A 19183-nucleotide genomic window follows, 5' to 3' on the forward strand; every position below is an offset into this window, starting at 1 on the left:
TCGCAACACTGTGAAAGAAAACAGGCAGTCTTGATGGTGGCAGGAAAATACAGGCCACTAGCGGATTGATTGCCACCTGCCTTGCGCCCCACCAACGTAACGAGGCCCTGATGAATTTCTCGTCTGATAATGTGTCGCCAATCTGCCCGGAAATATTGAACGCGATCGCCGCCGAAAGCGAAAGTGCCGCCCTTCCATACGGCGCAGATGATAAAAGCAGGCAACTTGATGCTGCCTTTTCCAGATTGTTTGGCACAGATGTATCGGTGGTGCCGGTGGCGACCGGGACGGCGGCCAATCTTATCGGATTATCCGGGCTTGTTTCCCCGTTTGGCGGGATTGTTTGCCACCATCACGCCCATATCAATATGACGGAATCAACCGGTGTGGCCTTTTATGGCAATGGCGCCAAACTTCTGGGCATTGACGGTCCGTCCGCCAAGATCGAGGCCGAAACCCTTGACCGGTATCTGAGCACCCATATTTCCAATGGCATGCATTCGGTTGATCCGGAATGTGTTGCCATCACCCAAAGTACGGAATTCGGAACCGTTTATGACGTTTCGGAAATTCAGGCGATCGGCAAGGTCTGCCAGAAACACCAGACCCGTCTTTTCATGGACGGGGCACGTTTTGCCAACGCGGTCGCAGCCCTTGATTGTCATCCGGCCGACATCACCTGGAAGGCTGGTGTTGATGTTCTGAGCTTCGGGGCGACAAAGAATGGCGCATTGGCGGTTGATGCGATTGTGCTGTTTGACCCGGCCTTGCGCCGCCACACCGAAAAAAACCGCAAACGTGGCGGACACCTGTTTTCAAAGCACCGCTATCTTGCCGCACAATTGCTGGCATATCTGGAAGATGATCTTTGGCTGCGCAACGCCCGCCACGCCAATGACGCGGCCAAAGAACTGCAAAAAAGCCTTGAACAGCTTGGTGCGACTGCGGCCTTTCCACCGCAAGGCAACGAGCTGTTCATGCATATGAATGACGATCTTGCCAAACGCCTGGGCGACAATGGCCTGGTATTTCGCCCGTGGGGATCCATTGGCCCGGATGCCTATCGGTTTGTCTGCGCCTGGAACAGCCCGATTGAGGCCATTCGCGATCTGCCACACACACTTGCCTGATCCGCGCTGTTTGCCAAAATAACGCCCGCCATGTGATAAGCATTCAAAGCCCGCCTGCCCGGTTGCACCCGATCAGGGTTCACCGAACTGCCACCAGATAATTGCGAGATAGAAGATGAATTTTGCCTCTGACAATGTGTCGCCCTTTTGCCCGGAAGTCCTTGAAGCCCTGAGCGCAGAAGCCAAAAGCAACGCCCCGGCCTATGGCGGTGATGACATCAGTCAGCAACTTGACCATGCCTTTTCCGAACTGTTTGACAAGGAAGTGGCCGTCATCCCGGTTGCGACCGGCACCGCCGCCAATTGCATCAGTCTGTCGGCACTTGTGTCCCCGTATGGCGGCATCATTTGCCATCACGAGGCCCACATCAACGAAGATGAAAGCACCGGGGTTGCCTTTTTCACCGGCGGGGCAAAACTGATTGCGATGGACGGCCCGACCGCCAAGCTTGAAGCAGATGCCCTTGACCGCTTCGTTGCCGGTCAGGTCAATCGCGGGGTGCATTCAGTTGCCCCGGAATGCGTTGCCATCACCCAGGCCACCGAACTTGGCACGGTCTATCGCCCGGACGAGGTTGCGGCCATTGGCGAAGTTTGCCGCAAACACGATCTGCGTCTGTTCATGGATGGCGCACGTTTTGCAAATGCGGTTGCCCATCTTGATTGTTCCCCGGCAGACATCACCTGGAAAGCGGGTGTGGACGCCATCAGTTTCGGCGCCACCAAAAATGGTGCAATGGCGGTTGATGCCATTGTGCTGTTTGATACAAGCCTGAAACACCGGGTCGAGCAGGCCCGCAAACGCAGTGGTCATTTGCATTCCAAACATCGCTATCTGGCGACCCAGCTTCTGGCCTATGTCAAAAATGACGTGTGGCTCAAGAATGCCGCGCATGCCAACAAGGCCTCCGCGACCCTTGGCGACATCCTGATCGGGCGTGGTGCAAGTCTGGCCCATCCGGCCGATGGCAACGAACTGTTTGTCAAACTGTCGCCTGAACTGGCTTCGCAATTGCGGGACGCCGGGGTGATGTTCCATCCGTGGCCGTCACTCGGGGCGGATATCTATCGCTTTGTTGCGGCCTGGAACACGGATATCGGGCAAATCACCGAACTGAATACTACCCTGGGGTAGTAAACTGGCTTTCGGACCGGCTTGCGAATCAAACGAATCATTAAAATTCAACGGATTATGAATCGTTTAAAAGCACATCTGAATGACGTGATATTCACCCTTGCCGGTCCGAGCCCCGAAAAAAATGCACATCTCCCATACGTAAATGTTGGGGTGATTTTCATAAAAATAACAAACACTTGACATAAATTCATCATTCAGATGTCATGTCCAAACTACGTAGAACCACGCAGCAAGCGTTGACGATACGTAGAAACCCTGATTATTTTCCCTCGTCGATTGCCAACATAAATTTCTGTTGGATCGGGTAAACCCCGTCCGTTCCAATATGGCGAAGTCAAACATGACCTGAACAAGATCATGCAGGCCGCCTTGATTTGCACGGACCAGCCTTGAGGGAGGCATTTAATGAAAGCGAATTTCGTCAAAGTGGCGATTGGTGCAGGCCTGCTTGCGGCCACTGCACTTGCTGCTCCGACCGCCGCTTCGGCAAAAACCCTGGTATATTGCTCGGAAGGTAGCCCGGAAGGCTTCAACCCGTCGCTTTACACCGCAGGTACCACGTTTGATGCTTCTTCGCGTCAGATCTACAACCGTTTGGTACAGTTCAAACGCGGCACCACCACCATCGTTCCGGGTCTTGCGACCAGCTGGGACGTTTCGGCTGATGGTCAGGAATATACCTTTAACCTGCGTAAAGGTGTGAAGTTCCACACGACTGACCTGTTCACCCCGACCCGTGATTTCAATGCTGATGACGTGATCTTCACCTTCATGCGTCAGTTTGACAAAAATCATCCGTATCATGGTGTTTCCGGCGGCTCGTATGAGTACTTCAACGCAATGTCCATGCCGGACCTGATCAAGGACATCGTCAAAGTTGACGATTACACCGTTAAATTTGTTCTGAACCGTCCGGAAGCACCGTTCATCGCCAACATGGCAATGGATTTCGCATCCGTTCTGTCGGCTGAATATGCAGACAAGATGATGGAAGCCGGCACGCCGGAGCAGGTTGACCTTGAGCCAGTCGGCACCGGTCCGTTCCAGCGCATTCAGTATCAAAAAGATGCGGTCATCCGTTACAAGGCATTCCCGGAATATTGGGAAGGCAAAGCCGCAATCGACAACCTGATCTTTGCCATTACCCCGGACAGCACCGTTCGCTACCAGAAGCTTAAAGCTGGCGAATGCCATGTTATGCCGTACCCGAACCCGGCTGACCTGACCGAGATGGATGCAGACGCAGACATCAACCTGATGAGCCAGGAAGGTCTGAACGTCGGCTATCTGGGCTACAACACCCAGAAAGAGCCGTTCACCAATCCGAAAGTCCGTAAAGCACTGAACATGGCGATCAACAAAGACGCCATCATCGAAGGTGTTTATCAGGGTGCCGGTGCTGCTGCCAAAAACCCGATCCCGCCGACCATCTGGTCTTATAACAACGACACCGTTGATGACCCGTATGATCCGGAAGCTGCAAAAGCAATGCTTGCAGAAGCAGGTTTCCCGGAAGGCTTCAAAACCGACATCTGGGCCATGCCGGTTCAGCGTCCTTACAACCCGAACGCACGCCGTATGGCCGAACTGATTCAGGCTGACTGGGCGAAAATCGGTGTTGATGCCGAAATCGTATCCTACGAGTGGGGCGAATACCTTGAGCGCACCAAAAAAGGTGAACAGGGTACCTTCATGCTCGGTTGGACCGGTGATAACGGCGACCCCGACAACTTCCTTGCTGTTCTGCTTGGCTGCGATGCAGTTGGCGGCTCGAACCGTGCACAGTGGTGCAACGAAGAGTTCGACAAGCTGATCCAGCAGGCAAAAACCACCTCGGACGTTCTTGAGCGTACCCGTCTGTACGAAGAAGCTCAGCTGGTCTTCAAACGTGAAGCACCGTGGGCAACCATCGCACACTCGATCGTTTTCGAACCGATCCGTAACGAAGTCGTTGACTACAAGATTGATCCGTTTGGCGGTCACATCTTCTATGGCGTCGACATCAAAGAATAAGACGACCTAAAACCTTGTCGAAGAGGCCCGGTCTTCCGGGCCTCTTTGCAATTCCGCAATAGAGAGAGACGTCCACCCGTGCCGAGAACACGCGTGGATGCACAAAAAGGCCCGATGGCATGCTAGGATTCCTGTTTCGCCGTTTGGGGGACATCATCCCGACCTTCTTCGGTGTCACCCTTCTGGTATTCTTCCTGATACGCCTCATTCCCGGCGACCCGATTCTGATGATGGCCGGTGAACGTGGTGTTGATGCAGCACGATACGCAGAACTTCAGGCACAATACGGTTTCGACCAACCGATTATCGTTCAGTATTTCGATTACCTGATGGGCGTATTCCAGGGTGATCTGGGCAAATCGTTTGTCACCAAGAAGCCGGTCATTGAAGAATTCCTGACTTTGTTCCCGGCAACGGTTGAACTCAGCATCATGGGGATCCTGTTTGCCGTTATCCTGGGTGTGCCGCTCGGTGTGCTGGCTGCCATCCATCGTGGAAAATGGATCGATCATCTGACCATGTCAGTTTCCCTGACCGGGTATTCGATGCCGATTTTCTGGTGGGCGCTTCTTCTGATCATGTTCTTTTCGACAACACTTGGCTGGACCCCCGTTTCCGGTCGGCTGTCGGTGCTGTACTACATTCAGCCAACCACGGGCTTCATGCTGATCGATACCCTGATCAGTGATGAAAAAGGTGCCTTTATCAGCGCGCTGCGCCATATGATCCTGCCAACGGTGGCGCTTGGCACCATACCGATGGCCGTGATCGCGCGTATGACACGTTCTTCGATGCTTGAAGTTCTCGGCGAAGAATATATCCGCGTTGCCCGTGCCAAAGGTCTGGCACCGATCCGTGTCATCATGGTCCACGCCCTGCGCAATGCCCTGATCCCGGTTATCACCGTCATCGGCCTTCAGGTCGGTGTGTTGCTGGCCGGTGCGATCCTGACCGAGACGATCTTCTCCTGGCCGGGCATTGGCAAATGGATCATCGAAGCCATGAACCGTCGCGATTATCCGACCATTCAGGGCGGCATTCTGATGATTGCCTTCCTGGTTATGGGCGTGAACCTGATCGTCGATCTTCTGTACGGGATTGTTAACCCCCGTATTCGTCATAAACGCTAAGGGGACTGCGAAAGATGAGCGAGAATACCACCCCGTCCGCAGCCCCGGCAGCCAATGTCGCAGAGCCGATTGGTGCTCCGCCCAGCCCGCTGCGCGAAACCTGGGACTATTTCCGTAAGAACCGTGGTGCTTATGTCGGATTGATGGTCATTGCCTTCATCCTGTTCCTGGCACTGACCGCCCAATGGATTGCACCGTTTGATCCGATTGCACAGGACCGCACCGCGTTCCTGAAACCGCCGGTCTGGATGGAAGGCGGCGACCCGCGTTACCTGCTTGGAACCGATGCGGTTGGCCGCGATATCCTGTCGCGTCTGATCCATGGTGCGCAGCTGTCGGTATCGATCGGCGTATTCGTTGTGATCCTGTCGATGATTTCGGGCATTTGCCTGGGCATGGTTGCGGGTTATTTCCGCGGCTGGGTCGAAGTTTGCATCATGCGCCTGATGGACATCATGCTGGCCCTGCCCAGCCTGATCATGGCGCTTGCGATTGTCGCCATCCTCGGCCCGGGTCTTGAAAACGCCATGCTGGCCATCGCGATCGTCCAGTTGCCGCATTATGTGCGTCTGACCCGTGCATCGGTGGTGTCCGAACTGAACAAGGAATATGTCATCGCATCGCAGATTGCCGGTGCCGGACATATGCGCCAGATGTTTGTGAACATTCTTCCGAACTGCATGGCGCCCCTGATTGTTCAGGGCACTCTTGGTATTTCGAGTGCGATCCTTGACGCTGCTGCCCTTGGCTTCCTTGGCCTTGGTGCACAGCCACCGCTGCCGGAATGGGGCACCATGCTGTCCGAAGCCCGTGAATTCGTGGGTTCGGCCTGGTGGGTGATCACCTTCCCCGGCCTTTGCATCCTTGTCACCGTGCTTGCCTTCAACCTGATGGGTGATGGTCTGCGCGATGCCCTTGATCCCAAGATGAAACGGTAAGTCATGGCTCTTCTCGAAGTAAAAAACCTGACAGTCGAGTTCGGCTCCGAAGACAAGCCGTTTCGTGCTGTTGACTCAGTAAGCTATTCCGTCGATCGCGGCGAAGTCCTTGGCATCGTCGGTGAATCGGGTTCCGGTAAATCGGTATCGTCCCTTGCCGTTATGGGCCTGATCGACTTCCCCGGGCGTGTCACCGCAGATGCCCTGACCTTTGATGGTCAGGATCTTCTGGGCATGCCCGCCAAGCGTCGTCGTGAAATCACCGGCAAAGACATCGCCATGATCTTTCAGGATCCGATGTCGGCGCTTAACCCGTGCTTCACGGTCGAAGCCCAAATCATGGAGGCCCTCAAGGTCCATGAAGGCGGCACCAAGAAGCAACGTCGCGAACGCACACTCGAACTTCTTAATCAGGTCGGCATTCCCGATCCGAAGTCGCGCATGACCGCCTATCCGCATCAGCTGTCGGGTGGTATGAGCCAGCGTATCGTCATCGCCATGGCGATTGCCTGCAAGCCGCGTCTTCTGATTGCCGATGAACCGACCACGGCGCTTGATGTCACCATTCAGGCCCAGATCATTGATCTTCTTCTCAAGCTTCAGGAAGACAGTGACATGGGGCTGATCCTGATCACCCACGATCTGGCACTGGTGTCCGAAGCTGCCAACCGCATTCAGGTCATGTATGCAGGTCAGCTGTTTGAAAGCGGCCCGGCCGACAGCATCTTTGCCGCCCCGCGTCATCCCTATACGCAGGCGCTGCTCGAAGCATTGCCGGAACGTTCAGAAGGCCATGACCGCCTGCGCACCATCCCCGGCGTGGTACCGGGTCAGTATGACCGCCCGACGGGCTGTCTTCTGGCGCCGCGTTGCCGCTACGCCAATGAAAGCTGCATCACCGCCCGTCCGGAAGTCCGTGACTTCAACGGACGCGATGTCCGCTGCTTCTATCCGCTAAACGATCAGGGCCAGCCCACCGGCCTGACTGCCGATATGGCCACCGGGGAGAATGTATAATGAGCTTTCTGGAAACCAAACCCGGTGTTCCGCTTCTGGAATCCGATAATCTTGTCCGCCATTACGACGTCAATCGCGGCTTTGGCAAACCCAGTGCCACGGTCAAGGCGCTTGATGGCGTATCCTTCACGCTCGAAGCCCAGAAGACCCTTGCGGTTGTTGGTGAATCGGGTTGCGGCAAATCGACACTTGGCCGTCAGTTGACCCTGATTGAACAGCCAAGTGCCGGCGAACTGAAAATCAACGGCAACACGGTCGGCAACCTGTCGGACAAGGAAGCCAAACTGTTCCGTCGCACGGTTCAGATGATTTTCCAGAACCCTTACGGGTCGCTGAACCCGCGCAAAAAGGTCGGTCAGATTCTGGCCGAGCCGGTTTTGCTGAACATGGATCAGCTGAGCCGCAAGGAACGCGAAGAACGTGTACGCGAAACCATGGCCAAGGTCGGCCTGCGCCCCGAGTTCTATCAGCGTTATCCGCATATGTTCTCGGGCGGGCAGCGTCAGCGTATCGCCATTGCCCGTGCGCTTATTCTTGAACCGAAAGTCATCGTTGCCGATGAACCGGTTTCGGCCCTTGATGTGTCGGTCCAGGCACAGGTTCTCAACCTGATGATGGACCTTCAGGAAGAGATGAATGTCGCCTATGTTTTCATCTCTCATGATCTTTCTGTCGTCAGACATATTGCAGATGACGTCATGGTGATGTATCTCGGGCGCGTCGCTGAAAAAGGACCGACCGAAGAAATCTTTGCCAAGCCGCTGCACCCCTATACACGGGCGCTTCTGGCATCGGCACCGAAGATCGACCCGGCACATCGTGTAAAGGCAGAACCGCTTACCGGTGAATTGCCTTCGCCGATCAATCCGCCTTCGGGCTGTGCGTTCCATAAACGCTGCCCGTTTGCGACCGAGGAATGCGCAAAAGTTCGACCCGAACTGCGCACATTCGAAGGCCGCGAGGTGGCATGCCATCGGGTCGAAGAAATCGCCTGAGAACAGGCGATCACCCGGATGTCCGGGTAGACAAGGGAGCAAGGGGGCGCGCTTTAACGAGCTGCGCCCCTGCGCATTTCTGAATGAAGAACGGATTGAACGCGGTGCGCCCTTTTGCGGGCAGTCCGCCCTTTGACTAGGCGGTTGAGCGCGTCCGGTCGGTAAAGGCCAGAAGCACACCTGCCCCCACCAGAAGCGTTCCCGACACCCGATTGAGCATCCGCATGTGGGTTGCTGACCGGATCAGACCTTTGACCTGGCCGCCAATCAGGCCATAGGCCAGCAAGACAGTCGTTTCCATCGCAATAAAGGTCGTGCCCATCACGGCAAATTGCCGCCCGTAAGCCACAGCCGGATCGAGAAATTGCGGGAAGAAGGCCGTAAAGATCAGGATGGCCTTGGGATTGCCGATTGCCGTGATGAATTCCGTGCGCGCCAGATTGAGCGCCCCGGGATTGGTCATAAGCGCCATCTGGCCATCGGTTTCATCGGTATCATTGACCTTGGCAAGCCAGCTTTTGACACCAAGCCATACCAGATAAACCGCCCCGACCCATTTGATCACAAAGAATGCGGTTTCACTGGCCGCAAGAATGACACCAAGTCCGGTCGCGGTAATGGCGATCATCAGTGCAAAGGCGACAATACGCCCGATGCCCCCGATTGCAGCGGACAAGACACCAAAACGCGCACCATTAAACATCGCCAGAAGATTGTTGGGTCCCGGGGCCATCGCCAAGGCGATCGCAGCCCCGGCAAATAAAAGCCAGGTATCGAACTGCATGGGGCAAAATCCTGTAAGGCGGGATCGTATTGCGTAAATACATCCCGTTTGGGTGACCGTGTGATTTCGCCCGAAAATCAGTCGCGCGTCAATGCCGCAATCATATCCGCCGCCGCAGGCCATTTTGCGGTCAGCGCGGCGCGTTTGCCCATGGAGAAATCGGCAAAATCAAATCCCGGCGCGACCGTGCATCCCAACAAGGCATATTTCCCGCCCGGTTTCAGACGTGCCCCCTGCCAGACATTCTTGGGCACGACCACTTGCGGTTTTTGCCCGGCCAACAGGTCCTTGCCGATTTCAACCTGTTTGTGGGTGCCGTCATCAAACAGCTGAAGCTGTTCAACCGCATCGCCCAGATAATGGTGGAAGATCTCGTTGCTGGTCAGAATATGCATCCCCGAAAAGGTATCGGGTGTCAGCAAATAGTATATCGCGGTACCGGTGCTGCGTACGCCGAGATAACGGTTCCCCGGATTGCATGTTTCAAAGGCGCGAAACGTTTCGGTGTAATATCCGCCTTCGGGATGGGGTTGCAGGCCGAGTTTGGTAATCAGATCGTCGATGGTGATGTTTTCTGACATGACGGGCTCCCTCTGACCGGCGCGATTGTTTTTCCCATCATGACGAAAAACGGGAGAAGGCGCAAACCTTCCCCCGCAAAATAGTAGTACCGATCCGAGGATACGGACCCGATCAGTTGGCGTTGTGGTTCATGCCGCCATGGTCCTTTTGGCCATGATCCATGCCTGCCGGGCCCTTGGCCATACCATCCATCACATGGATCATCACCGGAATGTCACCGGCCTTTTCAAATTCCAGCGTGACCTGAACCATCTCGCCCTGTTCAAGCGGCTTTTTCAGACCCATCATCATCACGTGATAGCTGCCCGGTTTGAAAAGAACTTCGCCATGCATCGGCACGTCAATGCCGCCTTCGACCTGGCGCATCTTCATGACATTGTTGGCCATGATATGGGTGTGCAGTTCGGTTTTATCGGCAAGGTCACTGCGTACACCAATGATGCGGTCCGCACCACCATGGTTCACAACCGTCAAAAAGGCCGCACCATTGCGCACCTGTCCAAGGGATGCCTTTGCCCAGGCATCCTTGATTTCGATATCAGCCGCAAAGGCATTGGTTACAACAAACAGCGACGCCAAAGTCGCCAGAACAGCAAACAGCTTTTTCATGAAAATTCATCCGTCTTTTGCCCGCCACATGCGGGTCCGATTTCATCAATTAAGTGGGAATTGAAAATCAGACGACGGCTGGCGGGGCGCGCGAATGACGGATGCGTGGCCATTCATGCCCGGTGGCCACGCCATTTGCCGCGGCAAAGCGGACATCATGAACAACAGCAACCGGCGCAATATCGGGCAGTTCGACCGCAACCACCGCCCCGTGATGGGTCGCGCAAAGCGAACAAAACGCATGTCCTGCGGGTGACGGTATCCCGTCGGGTGCCGACGCGTGTCCGACATCCCCGTCGGCCACAGTCACCGACTTGATGCCGTTTGGCGTACAGATCAGAAGAACATCACCACCCGGAAACACATCAGCCGCGCTGGCCCGGGCAATTCCGGTTGCCTGTCCGCCAAGCACGGCCGGGATCAAACCGGACTGGGTAACCCCGGCAAGCAGGATCACAAACGCCATCAGCCACGTTTGCAAAACGCGGGTGATTGATGGTCCCCGATCATGACGGGTATGGCGCCGGATTGAGATCATCTGGTTGATATGCCCGAATTCATCATCACCTGCAATGACATTGATCATTGCCAAGATCACATCTTGCGATGATGATGCGATCCTGTCGCCCCACCGGGAGTCCCGCGATGCACCACCCCGCCAGCACCAATGCAAGTGCCCGCCCCGTCAAACTGCCCCACCGCGCCCTTAAAGATGCAGACTGGGGGGATTCATTTGTCATTACGGTCGACAAGCCCGGGCTTGGCGCCCGTGAAGCCGCCCGTCACGTCATCAATTCCGCACCGCGCTGGTATTATCATCTGCTGGCACTGCGAAACGCCATTGTCAGGCCGCTTGGACTGAAGACCGATCTTGATACCGCCGCCATGACCAAGGTCGATACAATCGGCGTGTTTCCGGTGATATCGGAAACAGATGACTGCGTCATCCTTGGTCTGGATGACCATCATCTGAACTTCCGCATTGTGTTCGAGACCGAAGCACTGGAACGCAATCGCACCCTTGTCCGCAGCATCACACTTGTCCGGCGCAACAATACCCTTGGGCGGATCTATCTTGCGGCGGTCCTGCCGTTTCACAACCTGATTGTGCCGGCGATGCTGAATGCTGCCTATGGCCGCAGATAACTTGTTCGGGCACGCAAAAAGGCCGGACAAACAGTGCCCGGCCTTGGAAAATCGGAATGGATCGGATCAGCGTGATCAGATCATGTCGCGGGCCTGAACCAGTTCATCGAACTTTTCCCCGTCAAGGAAACCAAGCGCCATGCAGGCTTCCTTAAGACTGCTGCGATCCTTGTGAGCCTTTTTGGCAACCGCGGCCGCATTATCATATCCGATGTGCGGGGCCAGCGCGGTTACCAGCATCAAGCTTTGTTCAACATAATGGTCGATCTTTTCCTGATCGGCTTCAAGCCCGACCACACAATTATCAGCAAAACTGACCGACGCATCGGCAATCAGGCGCACCGATTGCAGCAGGTTATAAATGATCACCGGCTTGAACACATTAAGATCAAGATGCCCGTTCGAACCGCCAACCGTCACGGCGACGTGGTTGCCCATCACCTGCGCACAGACCATGGTCAATGCTTCGGCCTGGGTCGGGTTCACCTTGCCCGGCATTATCGAAGATCCGGGCTCGTTGGCCGGCAGGATCAATTCGCCAAGACCACAGCGCGGCCCCGATCCCAGCAAACGAATATCGTTGCCGATCTTCATCAGGGATGCGGCCAGCACATTCATGACACCCGACATTTCAACACAGGCATCATGTGCGGCCAGGGCCTCGAACTTGTTTTCAGCGGTTGAAAAATCAAGTCCGGTAATCTCGGAAACCTGTTTGGCAAATTCAACGTCAAAGCCCTTGGGCGCGTTCAACCCGGTGCCAAGAGCAGTCCCGCCCTGCGCCAGTTTGCGCAGCCGCTTCAGCGCATCTTCAACCCGTTCCAGCCCCAGTTCGATTTGCGCCGCATAACCGGAAAATTCCTGTCCCAATGTCAGCGGGACGGCGTCCTGCATGTGGGTTCGGCCGATTTTGACAATATCGGCAAAGGCCGCGACCTTGTCATCAAGTGCCTGTTTCAGATGTTTCAGGGCCGGTTTAAGCGCCCGTTCAATTTCCACCACCGCGGCGATATGCATCGCAGCCGGGAAACTGTCATTGGAGGATTGCCCGCGATTGACGTGATCATTGGGATGAACCGGATCGCGCATGCCCATCGGCTTGCCAAGGATTTCACACGCACGGTTGGCAATCACTTCGTTGGTGTTCATGTTGGTCTGGGTACCCGATCCGGTCTGCCAGACAACCAGCGGAAAATGATCAAGCAATTTGCCATCGGCAACTTCGAGTGCCGCGGCCTCGATCGCCTTGGCCAGTTCCGGGTCAAGATTGCCAAGGGCGGCATTGGCACGTGCTGCTGCCAGCTTCTGAATGCCGAATGCCTTGATCAGGGCATCGGGCATCCGTTCGCCACCAATGCGGAAATTCTGTTTTGAACGCTGGGTTTGCGCCCCCCAATACCGGTCTGCGGGCACCTCGATTTCGCCCATGGTGTCCTGTTCAGTACGGGTGGTCACTGTTGTAGTCACGATAGATATCCTCCGTGTCAGACGTCAAACTGACCGGGGCGGGAAACCCGGTGCAACAATCCCGTGCGCTTCAACGCGGGACGTCGCCCAGAAATATGGTTCGGAACATGCCCAAAGGCAAATGCAAATAAGATTTGTTTGCATTTATTGCCCGATCGGCCTAGCCCGCCTTTTCCATCTGTTCCTGCCAGGCCAGCAATCTGATGCCGGCCCGTTCAAGCTGGGATGCGATTTCCGGGGCCGGGGCACGGTCGGTTATGATCCCGGTCAGATCTTCGAGTGGCGCGACATTTTCAAGATAGCGCTGATCGAACTTGGTGTGATCCACCATCAGCCAGGTTTCGTCTGACCGTTCCATCATGGCGCGTTTGACCGCAACTGCGCGACGGTTGACGTCGCTAAATCCCTGACGCGATACGCCGGATGCCCCGATAAAGGCGATATTGGCATGAAAACGACGCAGATATTCAACCGTATCCGTTCCGTAAACCGCATTTTCACGCCGGTCATACTGACCCGGGCACATCAGGACGTCATCATAATCGCAAAGATCAGCCATGCCCTGCACGACCGCATAGCAATTGGTCAAAAAGGTCCGGGGCAAGGGGCTGCGCCGTGCCGCAAGAAACGGGGCGATCTGTGCCACGGTTGATCCGGCATCGATCATCGCAACATCGCCTGAACGCACCATATCCGCGGCCAGCATGCCAATCCGTTCAAACCCGGCAACGGCGGATAACTGGCGTTCGGCCAGATCGGGTTGGTGGCCCATCGGCCGGGCCGATGCCCCGCCAAACTCGCGCTTGATCAGGCCTTCGTTGCTGAGCGCATCAAGATCGCGGCGAATTGTTTCGGTCGCCACGTCGAATCGCTCGGCCAATGTGGCAACTCTCACATGCGGGTGAACCTGAAGTTCATGGAGAATGCGTTGTTGGCGTTCTTTTTTTCCCAAACGCAAAGCCATATCCCCTTTGAATATTGGCGGCTTTCATGATGATACAGGCATTCTAGCAATCTCTGCTGAAATCTTTTGTTACAGTTTTATGTTGATTTCTCAACTTTTCCGAACCCATAATGTTGTTAAAAGCAACAATAAAACCAACAAAACCACATCACAAATGGCTGAAATCCAGCGTTCACAGGGAAGAAAGGTTCGGTAGCCGTGTTTTCACATCCGAAAAAAACTGACGTTTTGAAACTCACCACACTGCTTGCTGCGGTTGGTATGTTTGGCTTCGCCGCCAGCCCGGCAGCTGCGGCTGACGACTGCATCGCGCGTGGCGATCTTGATCCGATTTATTGCGACATGGATGGCGATCTGGTTGCCGATGCACCGCCCGCTGATCAGCTTGTTGATCCCGACACCCTTGTCTTTGCATATACCCCGGTCGAAGACCCGGCCGTTTATGCCGACATCTGGGAGCCGTTCCTTGAGCATCTTGAAAAAGTAACCGGCAAGGACGTTCACTTCTTTGCGGTTCAGTCGAACTCGGCCGAAGTCGAAGCCATGCGTTCCGGCCGTCTGCATGTTGCCGGCTTCTCGACCGGTCCGACCCCGTTTGCCGTCAACCTTGCCGGTGCGGTTCCGTTCGCCCTGATGGGTGGCGATGATGGTCGTTTCGGTTACACGCTTCAGCTTTACACCCGCGTTGACAGCGGCATCAACACCCCGGCCGACCTGAAAGGCAAGCGTGTTGCCCACACTTCGCCGACCTCGAACTCGGGCAACCTGGCACCGCGCGCCCTTCTTCCGGGTCAGGGTATTGTTCCGGAACAGGATTACGAAGTCGTCTATTCCGGCTCCCACGATCAGTCGATCCTCGGTGTTGTTGCCGGTGACTATGACGCAGCCCCGGTTGCCTCCGAAGTTGTCGAACGTATGGCCCAGCGCGACCTTTATGATCCCAAAGAAGTCAAGATCATCTACGAAAGCAAGCCGTTCCCGACCACTTCGTTCAACTATGCCTATAACCTGAAGCCGGAACTGATCGAAAAGATCAAGGAAGCCTTCTTTACCTTCGACATGAAGGGCACCGCCCTTGGTGAAGAATTCAAAGGTGTGTCGAAGTTCCTGCCGGTCACCTATCAGGAAGACTGGGCCGTCATTCGTGAAATCCAGGCTGCCAACGGTGTCAAATACACCCCGGACAACCTGAAATAATTCACCTCAATCAATTGACGAAAACATCACAGGGCCCGGCTTGCCGTGGCCCTGTGTCGTCTCCCATTCAAACCGGGGTAACGCAATGCTGCGTATCAAAGAACTTGTAAAACGCTATGGCGACGAAAAGGCAGTGTTGAAGAACCTGAACCTTGAAGTACCTGGCGAAAGCGTGGTTTCGATCATCGGCGCATCTGGGGCGGGTAAAAGTACCCTTCTGCGCTGTATCAACCGCCTTGTTGAGCCGTCATCTGGCTCCATCGAACTCAATGGCACCGAACTGACCAAGCTTGAAGGAAAGGCGCTGCGTCTGGCGCGCCGCCGTATCGGCATGGTGTTCCAGGGCTTTAACCTTATTGACCGCCTGACGGTCATGGAAAATGTTCAATCCGGGCGCCTTGGCTATCTTCCGGCGTGGCGTGCCGTGACCCGCAAATATCCGCAAGAAGACATCGACCGTGCATTTCATCTGATGGAACGTGTCGGGATCGCCCATTATGCCGACAAACGCGCCGACGAACTTTCCGGCGGCGAACGTCAGCGTGTTGGCGTTGTCCGCGCCCTGATGCAGGAACCTGAAATCCTGCTGGCTGACGAACCGACCGCGTCGCTTGACCCGAAAACGTCGCGCCAGATCATGGAACTGCTGCGCGCCCTGGCGTCCGAGCTGCATCTGCCGGTTCTGATCAACATCCATAACGTCAACGAAGCCAAGGAATATACCCAGCGCATCGTCGGCATGCGGTTTGGCCGCATCATTTTCGACGGCGAACCGACCGATCTGAACAATGATGCGATGGATGAAATCTATGCCGGTGTTCCGGCCGAAGAACGCGGTGGTGCCGAAAGCAACACCCACCTGCGCGAGGTAGCAGCACGATGAGCAGCACCGTTCAATCAACGGGCCGCACATGGAAGAAGCCACCCTTTATTGCCAACCCTGTGTTGCGCTGGGGTCTTCTGATCGCGACTGTGGCCTATGTCTGGTGGGCTATGACCAGCCTGCCCTTTGACTGGGACCGTATCCAGGATGGTGTTCCGCGCGCCATTCGCATTTTCAAGGGTGCCTTCCCGCCAAGCTTCATCCGTGGCGAGCTGCTGTTTGACGGCTTTATGGAAAGCATCAAGATCGCCATTGTTTCGACCCTTCTGGGTCTGGCACTGAGCGTTCCGATTGCCTTTGCATCGGCATCGAACATCGCACCGAAATGGCTTTATACCATCGGGCGTGGCGTGATCATCGTTGCCCGTTCCTTCCACCCGGTCATTGTCGCCATCCTGTTTGTCAAAGCAGTCGGCTTCGGCCCGCTTGCCGGTATCCTGACCCTGACGGTCTATTCCATCGGTTTTGTTGCCAAAATGCTGGCCGAACGGATCGAGGAAATCGACTGGGGACAGGTCGAAGCCATCCGTGCTGCGGGTGGTGCGACCTTTGTCACCCTGCTTTATGCCGTCATTCCGCAAATCATGCCTCGTCAGATCGGTCTTTCGATCTATCAGCTTGATAGCAACCTGCGTGCGTCGGCGATTGTCGGCATTGTCGGTGCAGGCGGCATCGGATCGACGCTGTTGAATGCGTTTGGCCGATATGACTATGACTTTGCGCTGGCCATCACCCTTTGCATCATCGGTGTGATCCTTGTCAGCGAGGCCATCAGCGGCCGGATCAGGAGGAACCTATGGTAGCCACCACTCAACCTACCGGACCGGACGCAATCGCCCATCGCGAATGGTCACGTTACACAACCAAGGAACGCTGGCGCCGCTATGGTGTCATGGCACTGGTTGCACTGGCTGTTGTCTGGTCACTGTCGACCATCAACATCATCTGGCCGTGGCTTTGGGATGCGCCCGAACAGATGGGCGATCTGTTTGCACGTATGTTCCCGCCATCACTGGATGGCTGGAAAGACATTGCATGGACGCTGCTTGAAACCGTCAATATCGCAACGATTGCGACATTCTTTGCGGTGTTCCTGTCCTTGCCGATTGCCCTGATCGCCGCCCAGAACACCACACCGAACCGCTTCACACTGTGGCTTGGCCGGTTCATTCTGGTGTCGTCGCGTTCGGTTAACACCATCATCTGGGCATTGCTGTTTGTGGCGGTGTTCGGCCCCGGTGTGCTTGCCGGTATTCTGGCAATCATTTTCCGGTCGCTTGGTTTCCTTGGCAAATTGCTGGGCGAAGCGATCGAGGAAATCGACCGCGCACCGATCGAAGCCCTGGAATCTGTTGGCGCGTCGCGCTTCAAGATTCTGATCTATGGCATCATTCCGCAAGTCATGCCGACCTTCTTTGCCGTGTCCATTCTGCGCTGGGACATCAACCTGCGTGAAAGTACGGTTCTGGGTCTGGTCGGTGCAGGCGGCATCGGGATCATCCTTCAGGGGGCGATTGACACCTTTGCCTGGCAGACGGTTGCCACCATTCTTCTGGCGATCATCGGTCTGGTGATTATTGGCGAGGCCATTTCAGCTTACCTGCGTAAAAAGGTGATCTGACGTGGATAAAACATACGACCTTCTGGTCGTAGGCGGCGGCATCAATGGTGCAGGTATTGCACGTGATGCCGCCGGTCGCGGACTTTCTGTTCTTTTGGTCGAACAGCGCGACCTTGCCTCGGCCACCTCTTCTTCTTCGACCAAACTCATTCATGGCGGCCTGCGATATCTGGAACATTACGAGTTCCGACTGGTGCGTGAAGCTCTTCAGGAACGCGAAGTTCTTCTGGCTGCTGCCCCGCATATCATCTGGCCTTTGACATTCGTTCTGCCCCATCACAAGGGTTTGCGTCCGCAATGGATGCTGCGTGCCGGTCTGTTTCTGTATGACCATCTGGCGAAACGCAAACGACTGCCGGGATCAAAGGCCCTGTCACTGCCCGGAACCCCGGAAGGCAGCCCGTTAAAGCCGCAATTCACCCGTGCCTTTTCCTATTCGGATTGCTGGGTTGATGATGCCCGTCTGGTGGTTCTCAATGCGCAGGATGCCATGGCGCGCGGTGCCGAAATCTGCACGCGCACCAAATGCACAAGCCTGTCGCGCCAAATTGACCACTGGACGACCGAACTGACGCAGGCCGACGGATCGCAACGCACCGTCAAGGCGCGCGCGATTGTCAATGCCGCGGGACCATGGGTAACGCAGATGGTGGAAAATGCCGGTCTTGGCGACAAGGCCGCCGGTCTTCGACTGGTCAAGGGCAGCCATATCATCGTGCCGCGCATCCATGACCATGATCATTGCTATATCTTCCAGAATGACGATGGCCGCATTGCCTTTGCCATCCCCTATCAGCGCGATTACAGCCTGATCGGCACGACCGATGTGCCCTATGACGGGGACCCGGCACAGGTAAAGATCAGCGATCAGGAAGTCGATTACCTGCTTGATCTGGTCAATGGCTATCTGGCAACGCCGCTGACACGCGATGATGTTGTCTGGGACTATTCCGGGGTCAGGCCGCTTTATGACGACAAGAATGCCAATGCATCTGCCGTGACCCGCGACTATGTGTTTGATCTTGATACCGGCACTGGGGGCACCGCGCCGGCCATCCTGTCGATTTACGGCGGAAAGATCACGACATATCGCAAGCTTGCCGAACATGCGATGCAAAAACTGGCCCCGGTCCTTGGCAACAAGGCCCCCGACTGGACCGCATCGGCAACCCTGCCGGGCGGGGATATGGCAGATGGCGACTATGACCGTTTCCTGGGTGATCTTCGCACAGAGTTTGACTGGTTGCCCCAACCGCTGCTTGAACGCCTTGCACGCTGTTATGGCACCGCAATCAGAACCGTTCTGGGTACTGCCACGTCAGTGGCGCAATTGGGTCAACAGGTTGCCCCAAACCTGTATGAAGCTGAACTGCACTACCTGATTGCCAATGAATGGGCCTGTGACGCAGACGACGTCCTGTGGCGCAGAACCAAGCTTGGTCTCGGGATGCAGCCTGATCAGATCGATGCTGTCCATCATTGGTTTGCCACCCAAGCCCGACTTGGTCAGGCTGCACAGTAAGCCGTCGTATCGACAATCGACACATGAAAAAAGGGCAGTGATTTCAC

General features: G+C 55.6%; 19 protein-coding genes. 13 read left to right on the forward strand and 6 right to left on the reverse strand.

Going from position 1 to position 19183, the window contains the following annotated elements; genetic code table 11:
* Window positions 1-110: 110 nt before the first annotated feature.
* The 7 genes from AUQ42_RS01730 (at window position 111) to AUQ42_RS01760 (ending at window position 8361) form a co-directional block, all read left to right on the forward strand.
* On the forward strand, window positions 111-1130 hold the full coding sequence (locus AUQ42_RS01730) for a low specificity L-threonine aldolase (RefSeq protein WP_068517304.1): 1020 nt from the start codon (window positions 111-113) through the stop codon (window positions 1128-1130).
* Window positions 1131-1245: 115 nt separating this feature from the next.
* On the forward strand, window positions 1246-2265 hold the full coding sequence (locus AUQ42_RS01735) for a low specificity L-threonine aldolase (protein WP_068517233.1): 1020 nt from the start codon (window positions 1246-1248) through the stop codon (window positions 2263-2265).
* A 408-nt stretch (window positions 2266-2673) separates the two neighbouring features.
* Window positions 2674-4281, forward strand: coding sequence for an ABC transporter substrate-binding protein (locus AUQ42_RS01740; RefSeq protein WP_068517234.1), 1608 nt, complete (start codon window positions 2674-2676; stop codon window positions 4279-4281).
* A gap of 119 nt (window positions 4282-4400) precedes the next feature.
* Window positions 4401-5411 (forward strand): ABC transporter permease subunit, encoded by a 1011-nt coding sequence (locus AUQ42_RS01745; protein ID WP_068517235.1) that lies wholly within the window; start codon window positions 4401-4403, stop codon window positions 5409-5411.
* Between the two features lie 14 nt (window positions 5412-5425).
* The gene (locus AUQ42_RS01750; protein ID WP_068517236.1) at window positions 5426-6349 is read left to right on the forward strand and encodes an ABC transporter permease subunit; all 924 of its coding nucleotides are present in this window, start codon (window positions 5426-5428) and stop codon (window positions 6347-6349) included.
* A gap of 3 nt (window positions 6350-6352) precedes the next feature.
* A complete protein-coding gene (gene dppD, locus AUQ42_RS01755) occupies window positions 6353-7366 on the forward strand; it encodes a dipeptide ABC transporter ATP-binding protein (RefSeq protein ID WP_068517237.1) in 1014 nt (337 codons plus the stop codon).
* Complete coding sequence (locus AUQ42_RS01760; protein ID WP_068517238.1) at window positions 7366-8361, forward strand: dipeptide ABC transporter ATP-binding protein; 996 nt, start codon at window positions 7366-7368, stop codon at window positions 8359-8361. The genes dppD and AUQ42_RS01760 overlap by 1 nt, the downstream gene beginning before the upstream one ends.
* A 136-nt stretch (window positions 8362-8497) precedes the next feature.
* On the opposite strand, the gene AUQ42_RS01765 is transcribed toward AUQ42_RS01760, so the two are convergent.
* The 4 genes from AUQ42_RS01765 to AUQ42_RS01780 all read right to left on the reverse strand — a co-directional run bounded on the left by AUQ42_RS01765 (window position 8498) and on the right by AUQ42_RS01780 (window position 10922).
* Entirely contained in the window at window positions 8498-9145 is a 648-nt protein-coding gene (locus tag AUQ42_RS01765) for a LysE family translocator (RefSeq protein WP_068517239.1), read from the reverse strand.
* A 77-nt stretch (window positions 9146-9222) separates the two neighbouring features.
* Complete coding sequence (locus AUQ42_RS01770; RefSeq protein WP_068517240.1) at window positions 9223-9726, reverse strand: cupin domain-containing protein; 504 nt, start codon at window positions 9724-9726, stop codon at window positions 9223-9225.
* Between the two features lie 112 nt (window positions 9727-9838).
* Window positions 9839-10336: a copper chaperone PCu(A)C gene (locus AUQ42_RS01775; protein ID WP_068517241.1), complete on the reverse strand. Its 498-nt coding sequence runs from the start codon at window positions 10334-10336 to the stop codon at window positions 9839-9841.
* Window positions 10337-10403: 67 nt separating this feature from the next.
* Complete coding sequence (locus AUQ42_RS01780) at window positions 10404-10922, reverse strand: DUF2946 family protein (protein ID WP_068517242.1); 519 nt, start codon at window positions 10920-10922, stop codon at window positions 10404-10406.
* 59 nt (window positions 10923-10981) lie between these two features.
* Between AUQ42_RS01780 and AUQ42_RS01785 the strand changes: the two genes are divergently transcribed.
* Window positions 10982-11482 (forward strand): DUF2867 domain-containing protein, encoded by a 501-nt coding sequence (locus tag AUQ42_RS01785; RefSeq protein ID WP_068517243.1) that lies wholly within the window; start codon window positions 10982-10984, stop codon window positions 11480-11482.
* A gap of 75 nt (window positions 11483-11557) precedes the next feature.
* On the opposite strand, the gene fumC is transcribed toward AUQ42_RS01785, so the two are convergent.
* Entirely contained in the window at window positions 11558-12949 is a 1392-nt protein-coding gene (gene fumC / locus AUQ42_RS01790; protein WP_082817671.1) for a class II fumarate hydratase, read from the reverse strand.
* 160 nt (window positions 12950-13109) lie between these two features.
* Window positions 13110-13913, reverse strand: a complete 804-nt coding sequence (locus tag AUQ42_RS01795) for a DeoR/GlpR family DNA-binding transcription regulator (RefSeq protein WP_068517245.1) — start codon at window positions 13911-13913, stop codon at window positions 13110-13112.
* A 228-nt stretch (window positions 13914-14141) separates the two neighbouring features.
* Here AUQ42_RS01795 and phnD point away from each other — a divergent pair, with 228 nt between their 5' ends.
* The 5 genes from phnD to glpD all read left to right on the forward strand — a co-directional run bounded on the left by phnD (window position 14142) and on the right by glpD (window position 19136).
* Window positions 14142-15110, forward strand: coding sequence for a phosphate/phosphite/phosphonate ABC transporter substrate-binding protein (gene phnD, locus AUQ42_RS01800; RefSeq protein ID WP_228194372.1), 969 nt, complete (start codon window positions 14142-14144; stop codon window positions 15108-15110).
* Window positions 15111-15195: 85 nt separating this feature from the next.
* Window positions 15196-15993 (forward strand): phosphonate ABC transporter ATP-binding protein, encoded by a 798-nt coding sequence (phnC, locus tag AUQ42_RS01805; RefSeq protein WP_068517247.1) that lies wholly within the window; start codon window positions 15196-15198, stop codon window positions 15991-15993.
* A complete protein-coding gene (gene phnE, locus AUQ42_RS01810; RefSeq protein ID WP_068517248.1) occupies window positions 15990-16796 on the forward strand; it encodes a phosphonate ABC transporter, permease protein PhnE in 807 nt (268 codons plus the stop codon). Before phnC ends, phnE (AUQ42_RS01810) begins: the two co-directional genes overlap by 4 nt.
* Window positions 16790-17614 (forward strand): phosphonate ABC transporter, permease protein PhnE, encoded by an 825-nt coding sequence (gene phnE, locus AUQ42_RS01815; protein WP_068517249.1) that lies wholly within the window; start codon window positions 16790-16792, stop codon window positions 17612-17614. Before phnE (AUQ42_RS01810) ends, phnE (AUQ42_RS01815) begins: the two co-directional genes overlap by 7 nt.
* Window position 17615: 1 nt before the next feature.
* Entirely contained in the window at window positions 17616-19136 is a 1521-nt protein-coding gene (gene glpD / locus AUQ42_RS01820) for a glycerol-3-phosphate dehydrogenase (protein WP_068517250.1), read from the forward strand.
* The last annotated feature ends 47 nt before the right edge of the window (window positions 19137-19183 follow it).

Source organism: Thalassospira sp. MCCC 1A02491 (assembly GCF_001613785.1).
GTDB classification, from domain to species: Bacteria; Pseudomonadota; Alphaproteobacteria; order Rhodospirillales; family Thalassospiraceae; genus Thalassospira; species Thalassospira povalilytica.